Source organism: Rothia sp. HMSC069C01 (genome assembly GCF_001814655.1).
In the GTDB taxonomy this organism is placed as follows: domain Bacteria; phylum Actinomycetota; class Actinomycetes; order Actinomycetales; family Micrococcaceae; genus Rothia; species Rothia dentocariosa.
Genome location: NZ_KV817408.1, coordinates 783,931 through 800,256, shown reverse-complemented (window position 1 = coordinate 800,256; position 16,326 = coordinate 783,931). Strand labels below are relative to the sequence as shown.

Here is a 16,326-nt window from a genome sequence, read left to right as displayed (position 1 = left end):
ACTCAGTCAGCACACTAAGAGACCAACAACCACAGCTAATGAGGAGAAAACGTGGCTAAGAAGGGCTTCGCGCATCTGCACGTGCATACCGAATATTCCATGCTGGACGGCGCTGCCCGCCTAGGCGACCTCTTTCAATACGCACGGGAACTCGGAATGGACTCTATGGCCACCAGCGATCACGGGTTCCTTTTCGGCGCGTTCGACTTTTGGCGTCAAGCGAAGGCCAATGACATTAAACCCATTATCGGTGTGGAAGCGTACCTGACTCCCGGAACCCACCGTACCGACCGTTCACGTGTGCGCTGGGGCGATGGCTCTCGCGACGATGTTTCCGGTGGTGGTGCATACACCCATATGACTATGTGGGCGGAAACCACCGAGGGCATGCACAATCTTTTCCGCGCATCATCTGTCGCCTCTCTGGAAGGTCAGCTGTACAAGCCGCGTATGGACCGCGAAGTACTGCAAACCTACTCTAAAGGGCTCATCGCCACGACCGGATGTCCTTCCGGAGAAATTCAGACTCGTCTGCGCTTGGGTCAGTACCAAGAGGCAGTCGCAGCGGCAGCAGAATTCCGTGACATCTTTGGCAAGGACAATTTCTATTGCGAGGTCATGGATCACGGGCTTGATATCGAGCGTAATGTGCAAGCAGATCTGCACCGTCTGGCCAAAGAGCTTAACCTGCCGTTTGTCGCGACGAACGATCTGCACTACACTCGCCAAGAAGATCACACCGCGCACGCTGCACTTCTGTGCGTGCAGTCTGGTTCGACCCTGACCGACCCTAAACGCTTTAAATTCGATGCTGACAACTTCTACCTGCGCTCGCCGGAAGAGATGTATCAGATATTCGGCGATGTTCCAGGGGCCTGCGAGAATACTCTTGAAATCGCTGAACGATGCAACGTCGAGTTCAATACCAAAGCGAACTATATGCCGAATTTCCCTGTACCCGAGGGGGAAAACGAAGAATCCTGGTTCGTGAAGGAAGTTGAACGAGGACTGCACTACCGATTCCCCAATGGCGTGCCCGATAAGGTACGTGAACAAGCGGAATATGAGGTAGGCGTTATTACCTCCATGGGGTTCCCCGGATACTTCCTTGTGGTGGCGGACTTTATCAACTGGGCGAAGAACAATGGTATCCGTGTGGGCCCAGGGCGTGGCTCCGGTGCAGGCTCGATGGTCGCCTACGCCATGCGTATTACCGATCTGAACCCGCTCAATCACGATCTGATTTTTGAGCGCTTCCTCAACCCCGACCGCGTGTCAATGCCCGACTTCGATGTGGACTTTGACGATCGCCGTCGTGCCGAAGTGATCGACTATGTGACCGAGAAATATGGCGAAGACAAAGTCGCACAGATCGTCACCTTCGGAACCATTAAAGCGAAGCAGGCGCTCAAAGATGCTTCTCGCGTGATGGATCAGCCCTACTCGGTAGGTGAGCGCCTCACAAAGGCGATGCCGCCGGACGTTATGGGTAAGAACATTGCACTTGCCAATGTGTATAACCCCGAAGATAAGCGCTACTCCGAAGCGGGCGATCTGCGTGCACTTATCGAGGACCCGGTCGATAAGATTTACGGCGAAGTCTTCGAGACCGCAAAAGGTCTGGAAGGTCTGAAACGTCAGTGGGGCGTGCACGCCGCGGGCGTTATCATGTCGAGCAAAAACCTGACTGACGTGATTCCCGTGATGCGCCGCGAGGCTGATGGGCAGGTTATTACCCAGTTTGATTACCCCACCTGTGAAGGTCTGGGTCTTATCAAAATGGACTTCTTGGGTCTTCGCAATTTGACGATTATTTCTGACGCACTAGATAACGTCAAGATGAACCGCGGCATAGAGATAGACCTCGAAAACCTAGAGGTTGATGACAAAGAGTCCTATCGCCTACTGGCGCGTGGTGACACCTTAGGCGTATTCCAGCTTGATGGCGGTCCGATGCGCAGCCTACTCAAACTCATGGAGCCTGAAGAGTTCGAGCATATTTCCGCTGTGCTTGCCCTGTACCGTCCTGGACCTATGGGTGCGAACTCACACACGAACTATGCCCTTCGTAAGAACGGTAAGCAAGAGATTCAGCCGATTCACCCCGAGCTTGAAGAGCCTCTTGCCGAGATTCTTGATACTACCTATGGCCTGATTGTGTATCAGGAGCAGGTGATGGCGATCGCCCAGAAGGTTGCAAATTATACGCTGGGTGAAGCGGATCTGCTGCGTCGCGCGATGGGTAAGAAGAAGAAAGCTGAGCTGGATAAACAATATGAGGCTTTCCACGATGGCATGATTTCTAACGGGTACTCGGAGGGCGCAGTTAAGGCCCTGTGGGATATTCTGCTTCCGTTTTCCGATTACGCATTCAACAAAGCCCATACTGCGGCATACGGTTTGGTATCGTACTGGACCGCCTATTTGAAGGCGCATTATCCGCAGGAATATATGGCGGCTCTGCTAACGAGTGTGGGCGATAACAAGGATAAGCTGGCTCTATACCTCAACGAATGCCGTGCCATGGGTATTACCGTGCTGCCCCCGGATGTGAACGAATCCACCCTGACTTTTGCGCCTGTGGGGAAGGATATCCGTTTCGGCATGGGCGCTATTCGTAACGTGGGCGCAAACGTGGTCGACGGCATGATTGCAGCCCGCGAAGAGAAGGGACACTTTGAGTCTTTCAACGACTTCCTGAAGAAAGTTCCGCTGGTTGTGTGTAATAAACGCACCATAGAATCGCTGATTAAGGCGGGTGCTTTCGACGAGTTGAAACATACTCGCCGTTCTCTTTCTCTGGTGCACGAGTCGGCAGTAGATGCTGCAGTCTCCGTGAAACGCAAAGAGGCAGCAGGTCAGTTTGACCTCTTCGGTTCCCTGGGCATGGATGATGCGCTCGGTGACGATCTTTCGGTGACCGTTCCAGATATTCCCGACTGGGAACGCCGCGAGAAACTGAATTTCGAACGTGAAATGCTGGGTCTGTACGTTTCCGATCATCCACTGCGCGGTCTGGAACGTGCGCTTTCGGACGCGGCAACCGCATCCGTGCACGATATTATCGACGAGGACTCGCATATTCGCGACGGCGAAGTGGTAACGATCGCGGGCATGCTCACGAGCGTTTCGCGGCGTATTGCCAAGTCGAGCGGTAATCAGTATGCGTCGGTAGAGCTTGAGGACTCATCGGGTGCTACCCTGACCGTCATGTTCTTCTCCCGTGCATATGAGACGATGGGCAATGCCCTGGCGGATGACCTGATTTGTTCTATTAAGGGCCGTATTCAGAGGCGTGATGACGGTAGCGTGAATATGAGCGCTCAGGAAATGCAGATTCTTGAGCTGAGCGATGATGGTCGCGGCGCCCCGATTACGATTTCGGTGCCCGAGTACCATGTGACGGAGGACCGTCTCAAGGAACTGAAGGACGTTCTGCGTGATCATCGCGGGAATGTGGATGTCCGGATGCTCCTGCGCACTCGTGATAAAGAGCAGCTGGTCCTTCTGGATTCGAGTGTGCGAGTTGATCCCAATCCCAGCCTCTTTGGTGAGATTAAGACGATTTTCGGTCCCAGCTGCATTCGCAGGTAGGGGAGAAGCCCTCAATATCTAGCGGTATAGGTAAGGCTTATTCAGGAGGGATAATTCCCCTGGATAATCCTTACCGAACCGTTAGGTCAGCTCTTCAGAGATCTACACAGCGGGCTAATGCTGGGTGTTAAACCATCGTGGGCGTGGCTGGATGAACACAAGCCTCTGACGGTTCTCTTGACGGCATCTGTAAAATAAGAATGATGATGCTCGACGCGGGTGCTGCACAGTGCCCACCTGAGGAGACACCATGTATTGCCCGTACTGCAAACACACAGACTCTCGCGTAGTAGATTCGCGAACTACCGACGACGGTGCGGCCATCCGCCGCCGTCGTCAATGTACCGCGTGCAGTCGGCGTTTTACAACCGTTGAAACAACTACTATTTCCGTCATTAAACGCTCCGGTGTGACCGAGCCATTCGACCGTTCCAAAATTGCTGCCGGTGTGCGCAAAGCCTGCCAGGGGCGTCCGGTGGGTGAAGACGATTTGGCAAAACTTGCTCAAGAAGTCGAAGAGCTTATTCGGGCCCGCGGACTCGCCGAAATTAACGCGCACGAGGTGGGACTTACCATCCTTGAACCGCTCTCCAAACTGGATGCGGTAGCCTACCTGCGCTTTGCCAGCGTTTACCAAGCATTCGAGAACCTTGAAGACTTTGAATCTGCGATCGCTCTTCTGCGTGAGGACCGCGTGGGAGATGCCGAGCCTCCAGAGGACGCGGTAGCCTCTTCGGATAAAACTTCCCAAGACAAACGAAATAAAGACGCGAAGCCTGCGAAGAAAAATACCGCCAAAACTACCAAGGCTCGCTCTGGGAAATCAAACGAGAGCAACCCGCTTCAGGGGACATTCCTCTAAGCATCAGTTGTTTAATCCCGCGAACAGATAATATTTTGACGAAACAGGGCTACCTGTTTCGTCAAAATATTATCTGTTCGCGCTTTATGAAGTTTTACAGGCTTTAGAGTTCGCCGCGCCGCTGACGTTCGGAAGGCATTCCGCCAGCCCAAAGCGCAGCGCCCACAATGCCTGCATTATTGCGCAGAGTCGCCATCACCATAGGGGTGCGAATCTCGTCCTCGAAGTAGGGCATAAATTTTTCGGGGTTCTTTGAGATGCCTCCACCAATAATGAAAAGGTCAGGGGAGAACAACGCTTCAACATGCTGGAAATACCGGCGCAGACGCTTTTTGGCGTACTTCTTCCACGAAAGATCATGAACTTCGCGTGCTCGCGCGGATGCGCGGGACTCCGCATCATACCCGTCAATTTCAAGGTGTCCGAGTTCGGTGTTCGGCACCAAAACCCCGTTGTTAATCAGGGCGGAACCAATACCGGTTCCTAAAGTGATAACGGCGATGAGCCCCGTCTTGTCTCGTCCTTGCCCGTAGGTGGCTTCGGCAAGACCTGCGGCATCAGCATCATTAATGCCGTAAACAGTCCTTGAATCCAGAGCGTCGCTGATGAGCTGTTCAAGGTTAGTGTTAATCCAGGCGGGATCAACATTTGCAGCTGAGAAAACCACACCATTCTTCACAACGGCGGGGAAATCGACGCCGATAGCAGAATAAGGCTCTGGCGCTATCTCACGTGATTGAAGCTCATCAACAATCTGGCGTGCCACCTGTGCGATAGCCTGTGGGGTTGCTGGCTGCGGGGTGGGAATACGAAAACGCTCGGATACCAGGTTACCGGTTCGCAGATCGACGATACCGCCTTTCATACCGGTACCGCCAATATCAATACCGATCATCAGGTCTTTGGGGGTGGGCGCCGGAACATCGACGTATTCTACCGAGTTTTCGACCGGAGGAATTGCAGCAGTAGTCTCGTTCATAGGTCTCTCTTTCGTCGTGTCTGTGTTATTGGGAGGAAACTAAGGCAGGGTGAGAACATCCACGCCGTCTGCTGTGACAACCATGGTGTGCTCAAATTGGGCGGTACGTTTGCGATCACGGGTGACCACAGTCCAATCATCATCCCACAGATCCCATTCGATCGTGCCGAGGGTCAGCATGGGCTCGATGGTGAAGATCATGCCCTCTTTGATCTCCATATCATAGGCGGGAGCTGCATCGTAGTGAGGAATAATAAGGCCCGAGTGGAATTCGCGCCCCACGCCGTGCCCGGTATAGTCACGCACTACACCGTATCCAAAACGCGCCGCATATTTTTCAATCACGCGACCGATAACGTTGATCTGACGGCCCGGTTTAACCGCCTTCATCGCACGGTTGAGGGCTTCTTCAGTACGTTCGACCAGCAGACGGGATTCTTCATCGACATTGCCCACCAACAAGGTTTTATTGGTGTCGCCGTGCATTCCATCAAGGTATGCGGTGACGTCAAGGTTCAGAATGTCGCCGTCCTCAAGTACCGTGGAGTCTGGAATGCCGTGGCAAATAACCTCATTCAGTGATGTGCATACCGATTTCGGGTAGCCGCGGTAATCCAGGGTGGAGGGGTAGGCACCGTGATCGCAAATATACTCGTGGATCAGCACATCGATCTGATCGGTTGTCGTGCCCGGGACGGCAATCTTTGCCGCTTCCACAATAGCGCCTGCAGCAACCTTACCCGCTGCACGTACTCTCTCAACCTCTTCAGGGGTGTACATATTTGAGTCGTTGCCCTCATTGGGGGTTTTCTTCCCCACGTATTCGGGGCGAACAATATCTGCCGGTACAGTGCGCATGGGGGTGACAACTCCGGGGGTCAGGCACCCTATGGGCGCGGCACCCGGTTCTGCGGGAAGATTATGAGAAGTAGCCATAAAATTATCTTACCGGCAGAACACAGGTGTATCGCTAGGTACCCCATACAAAACCCGAACCTTTTTCCATATATGCAGAATATTTTTCGCCATGCGTGCGCAGGGCCTTAAAGTTGACGAAAATTGGTGAAAGACGGCGCATGAGGATATAAAAGGTGCTACCGTGAAGGACATAAAGAACCTGTGTAGTTTTCTGTCACCAAAACGCAGGCATGCTGAAGGAGAATAATGAGCATTACCGAAGACATCACCCCCGGTCCGCACCCGGTGCAGTACTGGTACAACACCTTTACTGGGCAGGTAGAAGAAGGGCAGCAGAGTAAGATTACCCACCTGTGGGGTCCTTATGCGACACGCGAAGAGGCCGAAAAGGCCATGGAAACAGCACAGAAGCGTAATGAAGAATGGGATAACCAGGACTAGCCGATTTCCGCGCAAATCTATAAGAGCCAGACTCACCGCGTGTGAGGCTGGCTCTTGTGCTTTGTAGATTTTCCGCTGCTCCCTAAGACGGTTTTTCTGAGGAGATCCTACTCAAAAGTGTGTTCTTGGGCGGGGAACTCGCCCGAGCGCACCTCGGCGCGGTAGGCACGTGCCGCATCTTCAAGAAGCGAACCGATCTGCGCAAATTGTTTGACGAACTTGGGGAGTTTGCCCTCGCGCATTCCCATAGCGTCTTGCCAGACAAGCACCTGACCGGTAGTGACGTTGCTTGCGCCAATACCGATAGTAGGAACTGCGCCCACCGCCTGATCAACGCGGCGCGCGGTCTCTGTAGTCACCATTTCAAGAAGCACACAGAATGCGCCAGCTTCGGCGAGGGCGCGTGCATCCGCAACAACGGCATCGCTTTTTTCGCCGCGGCCCTGCACCCGGAAACCCCCGAGAGCATGCTCCGACTGCGGGGTGAAACCGACGTGTGCGACAACCGGAATACCTGCACGAACTATGGCACGAACCCACTCGGTCATAGCGGCGTTGGCCTCGATTTTGATAGCGTGTGCCCCGCCTTCTTTCATGAGGCGCGCCGCCGAAGCGACCGCTTGTGCGGGAGACTGCTCGTAACTGCCGAAGGGGAGATCGGCGACCACCATAGCACGGGATGCGCCGCGTGCTACTGAGGCTACGAGCGGAATCATCTCGTCAAGAGTAACGGTGAGAGTGGACTCATATCCGTAGACGACATTAGCGGCGGAGTCACCGATAAGAAGCATATCGATTCCCGAGCGGTCAAAAATCTGGGCTGTTAAGAAGTCATAGCAGGTGAGCATTGAGAACTTTTCGCCCGCAGCTTTGGCTTGCGCGAGGTGGAGGGTACGCACTTTCTTCACCGCTTCAAGGTTGAAAGGCTTATCCCCGGTTCCTGTGGGGGCGGCGCTCGTCGCGTTGTGCGGGTGCTGTGCAGATGCGGCAGGCGCGGATGGTGCGTAAGGGGCGTTTTCGTTCTCGCTCATGGGGTCTATTTTATCGTGGTTGCTCCGGTAGTGCTGGGGAGCGGTTCGCTGATAGATAACGCCTGATGCTATGGCTGCGCCAATTCATCGAGGAGTCTAATGTCCTTTAGCGTGAACGAAACATACAACAGCTGAGCTAAGATGCTTACCTGACCCACAGAATTTACATAAACGAAACCTGAACATCAGGCTTTTGCGGGAAGAAACCGATAGTCTAGAAAGAGACATAAAACCGTGCCAGCGCACTCGCGTCTTGCGGCACCAACATATGCGTGAGCACGGCATCACTCACCGCCGAGTCAGCTACCGCCCGGAATACAGGGAGATATCTATGGACCGTCAACAGGAATTTGTACTGCGCACCATCGAAGAGCGCGACATTCGCTTTATTCGGCTGTGGTTTACCGACGTGGTGGGAACCCTCAAATCCGTAGCATTAGCCCCAGCTGAGGTTGAAAGCGCCTTCGAGGAAGGGCTCGGCTTTGACGGTTCCTCTATTGAGGGTCTTTCACGCGTGTACGAATCCGATATGCTGCTTCAACCCGATCCCTCCACATTCCAGATATTGCCTTGGCGCGGGATTGAAGACCATACCTCCCGCATGTTCTGCGATATTCTTACACCCGATGGTGAGGCGAGCGCATCCGACACTCGCGGCGTACTCAAGCGAACCCTCAACAAAGCGGCTGAAATGGGATTCACTTGCTATACCTCGCCCGAAATTGAGTTTTATCTGCTCAAATCTGCTCAGCTGGGTGATGACGGTTTTCCGGTACCGGTAGACTATGAATCCTATTTTGATCACACACCCGGCGGGATTGTGCAGGATTTCCGTCGCAAGGCAGTGACCATGCTTGAAGAGGTTGGTATCTCGGTGGAGTTCAGCCACCATGAAACTGGTCCCGGGCAGAACGAGATCGACCTGCGCCACGCTGATGCCCTGCAGACCGCCGATAATGTGATGACGTTCCGCACCGTCATCAAAGAGGTTGCATACACACGGGATCTTTACGCAACTTTTATGCCTAAGCCTTTTACCAAATATGCCGGCAGCGGTATGCACACCCATTTCTCGCTTTTCGAAGGCGATACCAACGCGTTCTTCGAGGCCGGGGCTGAGTATCGTCTCTCAAAGACGGCACGGCACTTTATTGCCGGGGTACTCAAGCATGCCCCGGAGTTTACCTCGGTCACCAATCAGTTCATCAATTCATATAAGCGGCTGTGGGGCGGCGGGGAAGCACCCAGTTATGTTTCATGGGGGCACAATAATAGGTCGGCGTTGGTGCGTGTGCCGCTCTATAAACCGAATAAGATGCAGGCGGCGCGCATCGAATACCGCGGGCTTGATTCGGCCTCGAACCCTTACCTGGCATATGCGGTAATTCTCGCTGCAGGGCTCAAAGGTATTGAGCACGAGTATGAGCTCATGCCTGCCGTGACTGAAGACCTTGCCGCCATGACAACCGCAGAACGCCGCGCTATGGGGTACAATCCGCTGCCTGCTTCTCTGCGTGAGGCTATTAACCGTACCGAGGACTCCGAGTTCATGGCAGAGGCTCTGGGCGAGCAGGTTTTCGAACAATTCTTACGCAATAAGCGCGCCGACTGGGAACAATACCAGGCGCAGGTCACTCCGTATGAGCTCAAGCATAATCTGGGTATTCTCTAGCGGATAGGCGAGTTTCGGGAGGGGACCATGCCAGAGCAGCAACCTACTGAAGGCACAACGGCGGCACCGGCGGATGCGGAACGTCAAGAACACGCACGCAGGCGCACGCGCATGGTCGCCGCTGGGTTCTACGATGCCACAAAGAGCGAGCGCTGGCTTGATTCCCCCGAACTCGCCCAAGTTAATATGGATGCCCTCTTTGCCGGGCTGCGCTGGGCACCCTCGCCGGATATCGCGTTACCTTCGTTGGTGAGGCTTATCGAAAAGCACCCCGCAACGGCGGAGCGCGCGAACCGCGGGGATGCCGAATTTAGCATGTTCCGGCTTTTGGGCTCTTCGCAGGCGTTGGGCGATTTTCTGTACCGCAACCCGCATTTAATCGACCAAGTTCTCGACAGCCACGGGCTAGACTCTGAACCCGAGCTTATCGCCACTCAAGAGCCCAGCACCGTTCAGGCGGAGGATATTGAGCCGCAGATAGACCCGCACGATGTTGAAGAAACCCCGCATATTCGCGGGTACAGCGGCACTGCCGGGGGTAAAAAGCTCGACGATATTGATGAGCCTAAGGCCCCGCTGGCAACCGCATACCGTACGGATCTGTTGGAAGCGGTGGGTGCAAATCCCGACGATGAGCGGCCGCGCGCATCACGTGAGATGACGGGTAAAGACGGGTATACGGCGCTGCGCGTGGCGTACCGTGCCGCACTCACGAAAATTGCGCTTGTTGATGTGTGTTCGCCCGATCCTGTGGAACTTATGCCCACGGTTGGGCGGCATCTTGCTGATCTTGCCGCCGCCGCTCTGGAAGGAGCGCTCGCGATAGCCCGCACCGAAGTTGCCGAGGGTCTGGGTGGTGGACTGTGCTCGGCACCCGCGCGGGGTGCATCCGTAGATGCCCTGGATTTGGCGATTATCGGTATGGGCAAATGCGGGGCGCGCGAGCTGAACTATATTTCTGATGTAGACGTGGTGTATGTGATAGCACCCGTTCCCGCCAGTGAACTGCCCGAGGGAGTAGAACCCCTCACCGAGCAGGACTGTGCCCAGATCGGTACTGAGCTGGTTCATGCGCTAACGAAGGCGATTATGGCGCCTGCCTCCGAACCACCGCTGTGGGAGGTGGACGCGAACCTGCGCCCCGAAGGCAAGGACGGGCCGCTGGTGCGCACCGTCGAATCCTATGTGCGGTACTACAAACGTTGGGCTGAGAACTGGGAGTTTCAGGCGCTTTTGAAAGCCCGACCGATCGCTGGGTCTGCGCATTTAGGTGAAAAATATGCGCGCGCAATCGAGCCGTTCGTATGGGAATCAGCCGCACGGGATTCCTTCGTGGAATCTGTGCAGGCTATGCGCGCTCGCGTGACCGATAATATTCCTGCCGCTCAGCTGGAACGTCAAATAAAACTCGGTCCCGGTGGTCTGCGCGATGTTGAGTTCACAGTTCAGCTTTTGCAGCTGGTGCACGGGCGAACCGACTCTGCGGTGCGTACCAAATCTACCCTGGATTCGCTTGCCGCACTTACCCGTGCCAGTTACATTAGTCGCGCCGATACCGAAGCGTTCTCACGCGACTACAAGAAATTGCGTCTGCTGGAGCACCGCATTCAGCTTATGCACTTGCGCCGCACCCACCTGATGCCCGACCGCGCCGGAGAACAGCGCGCTCTTGCCCGCTCCCTAGTGCCCGCTGAGCGTATGGGAACGCTCTCGGCTGAGCAGATGCTCAAAGCATGGCGGAAACTCAAACGCAATGTGCGTTCCCTGCATGAACGTATATTCTTCCGCCCGCTGCTGGCCGCGGTTTCAACACTGAGCCGCGATGAAGTGGCGCTTTCTGACCAGGCGGCGCAGGATCGTCTGGCTGCTCTCGGCTACCGCGACCCGCGCGGAGCCATGCGGCATATCGAAGCGCTCACCAACGGGGTCAGCCGCCGCGCCGAGATTCAACGGCATCTGATGCCTGTGCTCTTGGGCTGGTTTGCTGAGGGCGTAGATGCAGACGCCGGGCTGCTGGGGTTCCGCCTGGTCTCAGAGTCTTTGGGCACCACGAGTTGGTACCTGCGTATGCTTCGTGATTCGCCCGCCGCAGCGGAGCGGCTGTGCCAGATACTCTCAAGCTCACGGTATATTACCGACCTGCTGGAAGACGCGCCCACCTCCATCACCTGGCTTGACAAGGTTGCCGACCTGCAGCCGCTGAGCGCGGGCGCTCTCAAGGCTGAAATTACCTCGCTCCTATCACGACACGAGGACTCTGCGGACGCTATGCGCGCGGTACGGTACCTGCGCCGCCGCGAGATTCTGCGCATTGCGATGGGGGACGCCCTGAACCTGCTGAACGTGCAGCAGGTATGCACCGGGCTGGCGACCGTGGACGAGTGTACCATTGGCGCGGCGCTTGCCCTGGCGGAACGCGAAGAGGTCAAGGCAGGGGAGCGCAACGAGGAAACTGCGCCCCAGAAGAATGACGCACCGCAGAGTGATTCTCAAGAGGCAACGGGGGAGAACCCCGAAGAGGGACAGAGGAACCCGCTACTAACCGAGATCACGGTAATTGCGATGGGTCGTCTGGGCGGTGCAGAGAACGGCTTCGGTTCGGATGCAGACGTGATGTTTGTGCACCGCCCCGTGGAGGGCGCCGATGAGAAAGAAGCCCAGGCGCAGGCGAACCGCATTGTGAACCGGCTGATGCAGCTAATTAAACAGCCGGTACGCCCGGCAATTCGTGCCGAACGCCCGCTTGAGGTAGACGCAGATTTGCGCCCCGAAGGTAAGCAGGGGGCGCTGGTGCGCTCGCTGGATTCGTACCGCGCCTACTATGAGCGCTGGGCTGAGACCTGGGAGTTTCAGGCGCTCTTGCGGGCGCGCCCGATCGCCGGTTCTGAAGACTTGGGGAGCGCGTTTGTTGAGCTGATTAACCCGTACCGGTATCCGCGTGAGTTCACGGTGGAGCAGGTACAGCAGGTGCGGCGCATGAAGGCGCGCGTGGAGCATGAGCGCATGCCGCACGGTGCGGACCGTACCCGGCAGTTGAAGCTGGGGCGTGGCGGCCTTTCGGATGTGGAGTGGCTGGTTCAGCTGATTCAGCTTCAACATGCTCATAAGGTTGAGGGGCTTCGCACAACCTCGACTTTGGAGGCGCTGGATGCTGCTGTTCAGGCTAACTTGGTGGCTGCCGAGGACGCGGAGGTTCTGCGGGATGCGTGGCTGCTGGCAACCAAGATTCGCGGCGGCAACGTGCTACGCGGCGTGCGCCAATCCGATTTGCTGCCGACTCTGCGTGATGCCCTGGAGGCGGTAGCCCGCTGGAGCGGCTACACCCCAGGCAGCGCCCGCCAGCTGGAAGAAGATTATTTAAGGGCTACCCGAAATGCTAGGAAAGTCTATGAAAGGCTTTTCTTTGAGGGGTAATTATTTCTTAAGAAAATAATATAAGTCATATTCTTGTCTGGTTGACATAATTTATGGAATGTTCTACTCTGATGCTAGAGTTTTTTATAAGAGAAGGATATCATGTTGGAATACTTTCCATAGTATATAAAATTGGGTTTGTGTGTAATTACTTTGATGAGCAGGTGGCAGTTGTAGAGGTGAAGTTAAAGTGAATGAAAGAAAAAGAATTCCATCCTATATTAAAGGCATGCCTAGACATGCAGGAAACAACCCCGGTTTATTTAATGTAATACTCCATTCTATGGATAATTGGGATAGGGTGTTAAAAGTTGGTGGTGCGGTTTTTGCATTTTGGGGAGTTATTAATATATTTCTCTGGGGTTTAATAATTACCTCATTTGATTTTCATGCTACTTTATTTTTGGTATCTAAAGAAGGGTTTGGTGGGGGATTAGTAAAGCTTCTTTCGAGCACCATACTTATAGGTGTCTATCTGCTAATACTCTTTGCTGTTTGGAAATTTATTAAGCCGTATATGTCGAATCGCCGTTACAGTGATGGTAGTAGTATGCGTAAGAAGCTTATGAAGCTTTATGGCCAGAGTCTTATTGTGTCATCTGTATCTATGTCTGTGTTTATAATAATTCTATGGTCATTAAGATTTGATATTTTAAATATTTATTACTTTCTAACATTTATAATAATGTTATTTTCTTTAACGTTTTATATTGGAAGTTTATCAGTGGTATCCAATCGTATAATTGAAAGAAAAATATGGAACCGTCAGAATATTCGTTACAAGAAATATTTAGGACTTAAATTTTCACGATGGTTTTTTGTAGCTGTGCTTATATTTTCCTTCTTTGTTGCTATACCATCTATTGAGTATAGTGGAGGATATGGCACTGGATGTATGCGTGTATCAGGTATAAATTTTAGTAATAAAAGTAATGATATCTATCATGGCTCTAAAGGTTACAGTGGTTCTCAAGTATTATCCTATTATTCGTATAATGAAGATAAAGATAATATTAATATTGTTATAATAGATTCGTATAGAGACGAAAAGACAAAATCTGGGTTATGGGTATCTTCAGAAGGATTAATGGGAGAGAAGCGAAATTCTTTGGCGGTTGTACCTAAGAAAAATATTGTTGAATTAACCCAAGATTCTAGTAAGTGTTTTAAATCATATGGTAGATAGGCAAGAAAATATTTATATATACAGTTTTATATATAAAAGTTCTTTGATGCTCTTCATTATGAAAGTAGTGTAAATACTCCCGAATAAAGAAAGGCTCCCACCTTACTTAGATTTAACTTATCTACCCCAAATAAGTGCCGTATCTATATCTATTATCTCCGCAAGCCCCGAACTCTCGGATTCTTTACAAGGTACTGCTGGGGAGCTCTCATGGATGATTTCTCTCCTAAGACTCGTTGTTTCTCCTGGTCATATGGAGAGACAACGGCCACTAATCTAGCGAAACGTTAACGCAACAATCACCCGTTCACTCTATGGAAAACGAGAGTTAAAGGCTATCTTGCGCTTATCTGCTGTCTTGAGAACCAACCATCCACCAGGATGCCCCGAGCTATACGCATACGAATCAATCTCGTGAAAGGGGATACGGGTAACTTTGCCGTACCATGTGCACTGCTCTATGTAATCTACGCCGGTTTCAACATACTGACGTTGGCCCATGAGAATTGCCCAGACGCCAAACACTAAGCAGATTCCAATAACCCCAAACGCCATATATGGAGGCATCGGATTACTGCCCGAGATCAAGGCTGGGGTGATAAGGGCAAAGAGTATTCCCCCAGCGACGAGGAAGTAACCACAAAATCTGTACCAACTGGGCAGCTTTGCCCTGATCGTCCCATCGGGTTGAGGCTTTACCTGTGCGGCATGTTTTCTATAGAAGTATCCGCTAACCGTACCGATACACACCAGAAGAATCGCAGTAATAATAAAAGTCATATATCCATAATACGTGTTCAAAAAACTGAGGAAGAGGAGACCAGATACTTGCGGACCGACCTTAGAGCAAGGTTTTCTTGCCCACCTCCGAATCTCTTGCTGTTGTAGGTACCGTATCTGTTACCGCCGCAAGCCCGGAGCTTTCGGAGTCTTCGCAAGGTACTGCTGAGCAGCTCTCAGGGATGATTCCTCTCCCAAGACTCGTTGTTCCTCCTGGTTGTATGGGGAGGGCCAGCGGCCATTAATCTGGCGAAACGCCAACGCAGCAATCACCCGTTCACCCCGTAGAAAACGAGAGTTAAACGCTATCCTGCGTCTATCCGCCGCCTTAAGAACCAGCCAACCGCCAAGGCCCGCTGGACTATACGAGTACGAGTCAATCTCATGGAAGGGAATTCGGGTCACTTTGCCGTACCAAGCGCGGCGTTCGATATAGTCCACGCCAGTTTCAATGTATTGGCGCTGACCCATAAGAATCGTCACGATACCAAGACCGAAGGTCATAGCAGGAAAGCCAATCGCCATGTTTAGGGGCATAGGATTGCTGCCTGAACTTAAAATAAGTGAAGCAAAGGCTAAGAAGACTCCTGCTGCAATGAGAAAATAACCAAACGCGATGTACCAGCCGGGCAGCTTCGCTCGGACGGTTCCATCAGGCTGAGGTTTTATCCGCGCGGCATGTTGTCTGTAAAAATAGCTGCTTCCCGCACTAATACCTATCAGAAGAACCAACGTAGGGATAAAACTCATACCATCATCATACGTGTTCAAAACTTTCGGACTGGCGCAGAAATAACTGGAGAAACCGGTCTAAATGTATGGTAACCGAGCTTCATTGCTTTCCTATCAAGCCCTCTGTACATTATACTGTACAGAGAAAGAAGGTGTTTATGAAAACCATGTCTTACACCGAGTCTCGGGCTCGGTATGCTGAAGTACTTGACCACGTTGAAGACCACCGTGAAGAAATTGTTATTACTCGATCGGGGCACGAGCCAGCAGTTATCCTCTCCTTGTCTGAATATGAATCTCTTCAAGAGACTGCCTACCTTATGCGCTCCCCGGCTAATGCACGTCGTCTTATGGAATCTATCTCTCGTCTTGAAGTTGGTCTTGGGTCTGAACATCAGCTGATTGAGGAATAGTTGTGAGAATTATTTTTGACGATTCAGCATGGAGCGACTATCTCTGGTGGCAGGTGCAAGATCGGAAGGTTCTCAAGCGCATTAATCTACTGATCAAAGATGTTGAGCGAAATGGTAATGAAGGTATAGGGAAGCCTGAAGCTCTCAGACATCAATTTTCAGGCTGGTGGTCACGCAGAATTACTGATGAACACCGTCTCGTATACAAGCTTACTGACGACTCTATTGTCATAGCTTCATGCCGATATCACTATGGCGCGTAGAAGGGTTGGGTGTTGCCACAAGATTCAGAATCTTGTGGCAA

13 protein-coding genes are annotated in these 16,326 nt (G+C 52.8%); 8 read left to right on the top strand and 5 right to left on the bottom strand.

The window, feature by feature from the left end; all coding sequences use genetic code 11:
* The first annotated feature begins 51 nt into the window (after window positions 1-51).
* Window positions 52-3,594, top strand: a complete 3,543-nt coding sequence (gene dnaE / locus HMPREF2981_RS10145) for a DNA polymerase III subunit alpha (protein ID WP_013398849.1) — start codon at window positions 52-54, stop codon at window positions 3,592-3,594.
* Between the two features lie 250 nt (window positions 3,595-3,844).
* Window positions 3,845-4,456: a transcriptional regulator NrdR gene (gene nrdR, locus HMPREF2981_RS10140; protein WP_013398850.1), complete on the top strand. Its 612-nt coding sequence runs from the start codon at window positions 3,845-3,847 to the stop codon at window positions 4,454-4,456.
* A gap of 103 nt (window positions 4,457-4,559) precedes the next feature.
* On the opposite strand, the gene ppgK is transcribed toward nrdR, so the two are convergent.
* On the bottom strand, window positions 4,560-5,351 hold the full coding sequence (gene ppgK / locus HMPREF2981_RS10135; protein ID WP_172461400.1) for a polyphosphate--glucose phosphotransferase: 792 nt from the start codon (window positions 5,349-5,351) through the stop codon (window positions 4,560-4,562).
* A 123-nt stretch (window positions 5,352-5,474) separates the two neighbouring features.
* Window positions 5,475-6,371 (bottom strand): type I methionyl aminopeptidase, encoded by an 897-nt coding sequence (gene map / locus HMPREF2981_RS10130; protein WP_070662796.1) that lies wholly within the window; start codon window positions 6,369-6,371, stop codon window positions 5,475-5,477.
* A gap of 228 nt (window positions 6,372-6,599) precedes the next feature.
* On the opposite strand from map, the gene HMPREF2981_RS10125 reads away from it, so the two are divergent.
* Complete coding sequence (locus HMPREF2981_RS10125; RefSeq protein WP_004004406.1) at window positions 6,600-6,794, top strand: hypothetical protein; 195 nt, start codon at window positions 6,600-6,602, stop codon at window positions 6,792-6,794.
* 107 nt (window positions 6,795-6,901) lie between these two features.
* Here HMPREF2981_RS10125 and panB read toward each other — a convergent pair whose 3' ends face one another.
* A complete protein-coding gene (panB, locus tag HMPREF2981_RS10120) occupies window positions 6,902-7,825 on the bottom strand; it encodes a 3-methyl-2-oxobutanoate hydroxymethyltransferase (protein WP_004004407.1) in 924 nt (307 codons plus the stop codon).
* 331 nt (window positions 7,826-8,156) lie between these two features.
* On the opposite strand from panB, the gene HMPREF2981_RS10115 reads away from it, so the two are divergent.
* From HMPREF2981_RS10115 to HMPREF2981_RS10105, 3 genes are all read left to right on the top strand, one after another.
* A complete protein-coding gene (locus HMPREF2981_RS10115) occupies window positions 8,157-9,497 on the top strand; it encodes a glutamine synthetase family protein (RefSeq protein WP_004004410.1) in 1,341 nt (446 codons plus the stop codon).
* Between the two features lie 27 nt (window positions 9,498-9,524).
* A complete protein-coding gene (locus HMPREF2981_RS10110) occupies window positions 9,525-12,911 on the top strand; it encodes a bifunctional [glutamine synthetase] adenylyltransferase/[glutamine synthetase]-adenylyl-L-tyrosine phosphorylase (RefSeq protein ID WP_070662793.1) in 3,387 nt (1,128 codons plus the stop codon).
* 190 nt (window positions 12,912-13,101) lie between these two features.
* Window positions 13,102-14,097: a hypothetical protein gene (locus tag HMPREF2981_RS10105; RefSeq protein WP_141756684.1), complete on the top strand. Its 996-nt coding sequence runs from the start codon at window positions 13,102-13,104 to the stop codon at window positions 14,095-14,097.
* 312 nt (window positions 14,098-14,409) lie between these two features.
* On the opposite strand, the gene HMPREF2981_RS10100 is transcribed toward HMPREF2981_RS10105, so the two are convergent.
* Both HMPREF2981_RS10100 and HMPREF2981_RS10095 read right to left on the bottom strand, forming a co-directional pair.
* On the bottom strand, window positions 14,410-14,877 hold the full coding sequence (locus HMPREF2981_RS10100; protein ID WP_246825456.1) for a hypothetical protein: 468 nt from the start codon (window positions 14,875-14,877) through the stop codon (window positions 14,410-14,412).
* A 120-nt stretch (window positions 14,878-14,997) separates the two neighbouring features.
* Window positions 14,998-15,414: a hypothetical protein gene (locus HMPREF2981_RS10095; RefSeq protein WP_246825455.1), complete on the bottom strand. Its 417-nt coding sequence runs from the start codon at window positions 15,412-15,414 to the stop codon at window positions 14,998-15,000.
* 353 nt (window positions 15,415-15,767) lie between these two features.
* Here HMPREF2981_RS10095 and HMPREF2981_RS10090 point away from each other — a divergent pair, with 353 nt between their 5' ends.
* Together HMPREF2981_RS10090 and HMPREF2981_RS10085 are read left to right on the top strand one after the other, a co-directional pair.
* Window positions 15,768-16,022, top strand: coding sequence for a type II toxin-antitoxin system Phd/YefM family antitoxin (locus tag HMPREF2981_RS10090; RefSeq protein WP_070662783.1), 255 nt, complete (start codon window positions 15,768-15,770; stop codon window positions 16,020-16,022).
* A 2-nt stretch (window positions 16,023-16,024) separates the two neighbouring features.
* On the top strand, window positions 16,025-16,285 hold the full coding sequence (locus HMPREF2981_RS10085; RefSeq protein ID WP_013398864.1) for a Txe/YoeB family addiction module toxin: 261 nt from the start codon (window positions 16,025-16,027) through the stop codon (window positions 16,283-16,285).
* The last annotated feature ends 41 nt before the right edge of the window (window positions 16,286-16,326 follow it).

Bases quoted from the DNA above. Each gene is read 5' to 3' on its own strand.
- nrdR (WP_013398850.1), top strand. From the start codon at position 3,845: ATGTATTGCCCGTACTGCAAACACACAGACTCTCGCGTAGTAGATTCG.
- ppgK (WP_172461400.1), bottom strand. From the start codon at position 5,351: ATGATCGGTATTGATATTGGCGGTACCGGTATGAAAGGCGGTATCGTC.
- map (WP_070662796.1), bottom strand. From the start codon at position 6,371: ATGGCTACTTCTCATAATCTTCCCGCAGAACCGGGTGCCGCGCCCATA.
- HMPREF2981_RS10125 (WP_004004406.1), top strand. From the start codon at position 6,600: ATGAGCATTACCGAAGACATCACCCCCGGTCCGCACCCGGTGCAGTAC.
- panB (WP_004004407.1), bottom strand. From the start codon at position 7,825: ATGAGCGAGAACGAAAACGCCCCTTACGCACCATCCGCGCCTGCCGCA.
- HMPREF2981_RS10115 (WP_004004410.1), top strand. From the start codon at position 8,157: ATGGACCGTCAACAGGAATTTGTACTGCGCACCATCGAAGAGCGCGAC.
- HMPREF2981_RS10110 (WP_070662793.1), top strand. From the start codon at position 9,525: ATGCCAGAGCAGCAACCTACTGAAGGCACAACGGCGGCACCGGCGGAT.
- HMPREF2981_RS10100 (WP_246825456.1), bottom strand. From the start codon at position 14,877: ATGACTTTTATTATTACTGCGATTCTTCTGGTGTGTATCGGTACGGTT.
- HMPREF2981_RS10095 (WP_246825455.1), bottom strand. From the start codon at position 15,414: ATGCCCCTAAACATGGCGATTGGCTTTCCTGCTATGACCTTCGGTCTT.
- HMPREF2981_RS10090 (WP_070662783.1), top strand. From the start codon at position 15,768: ATGAAAACCATGTCTTACACCGAGTCTCGGGCTCGGTATGCTGAAGTA.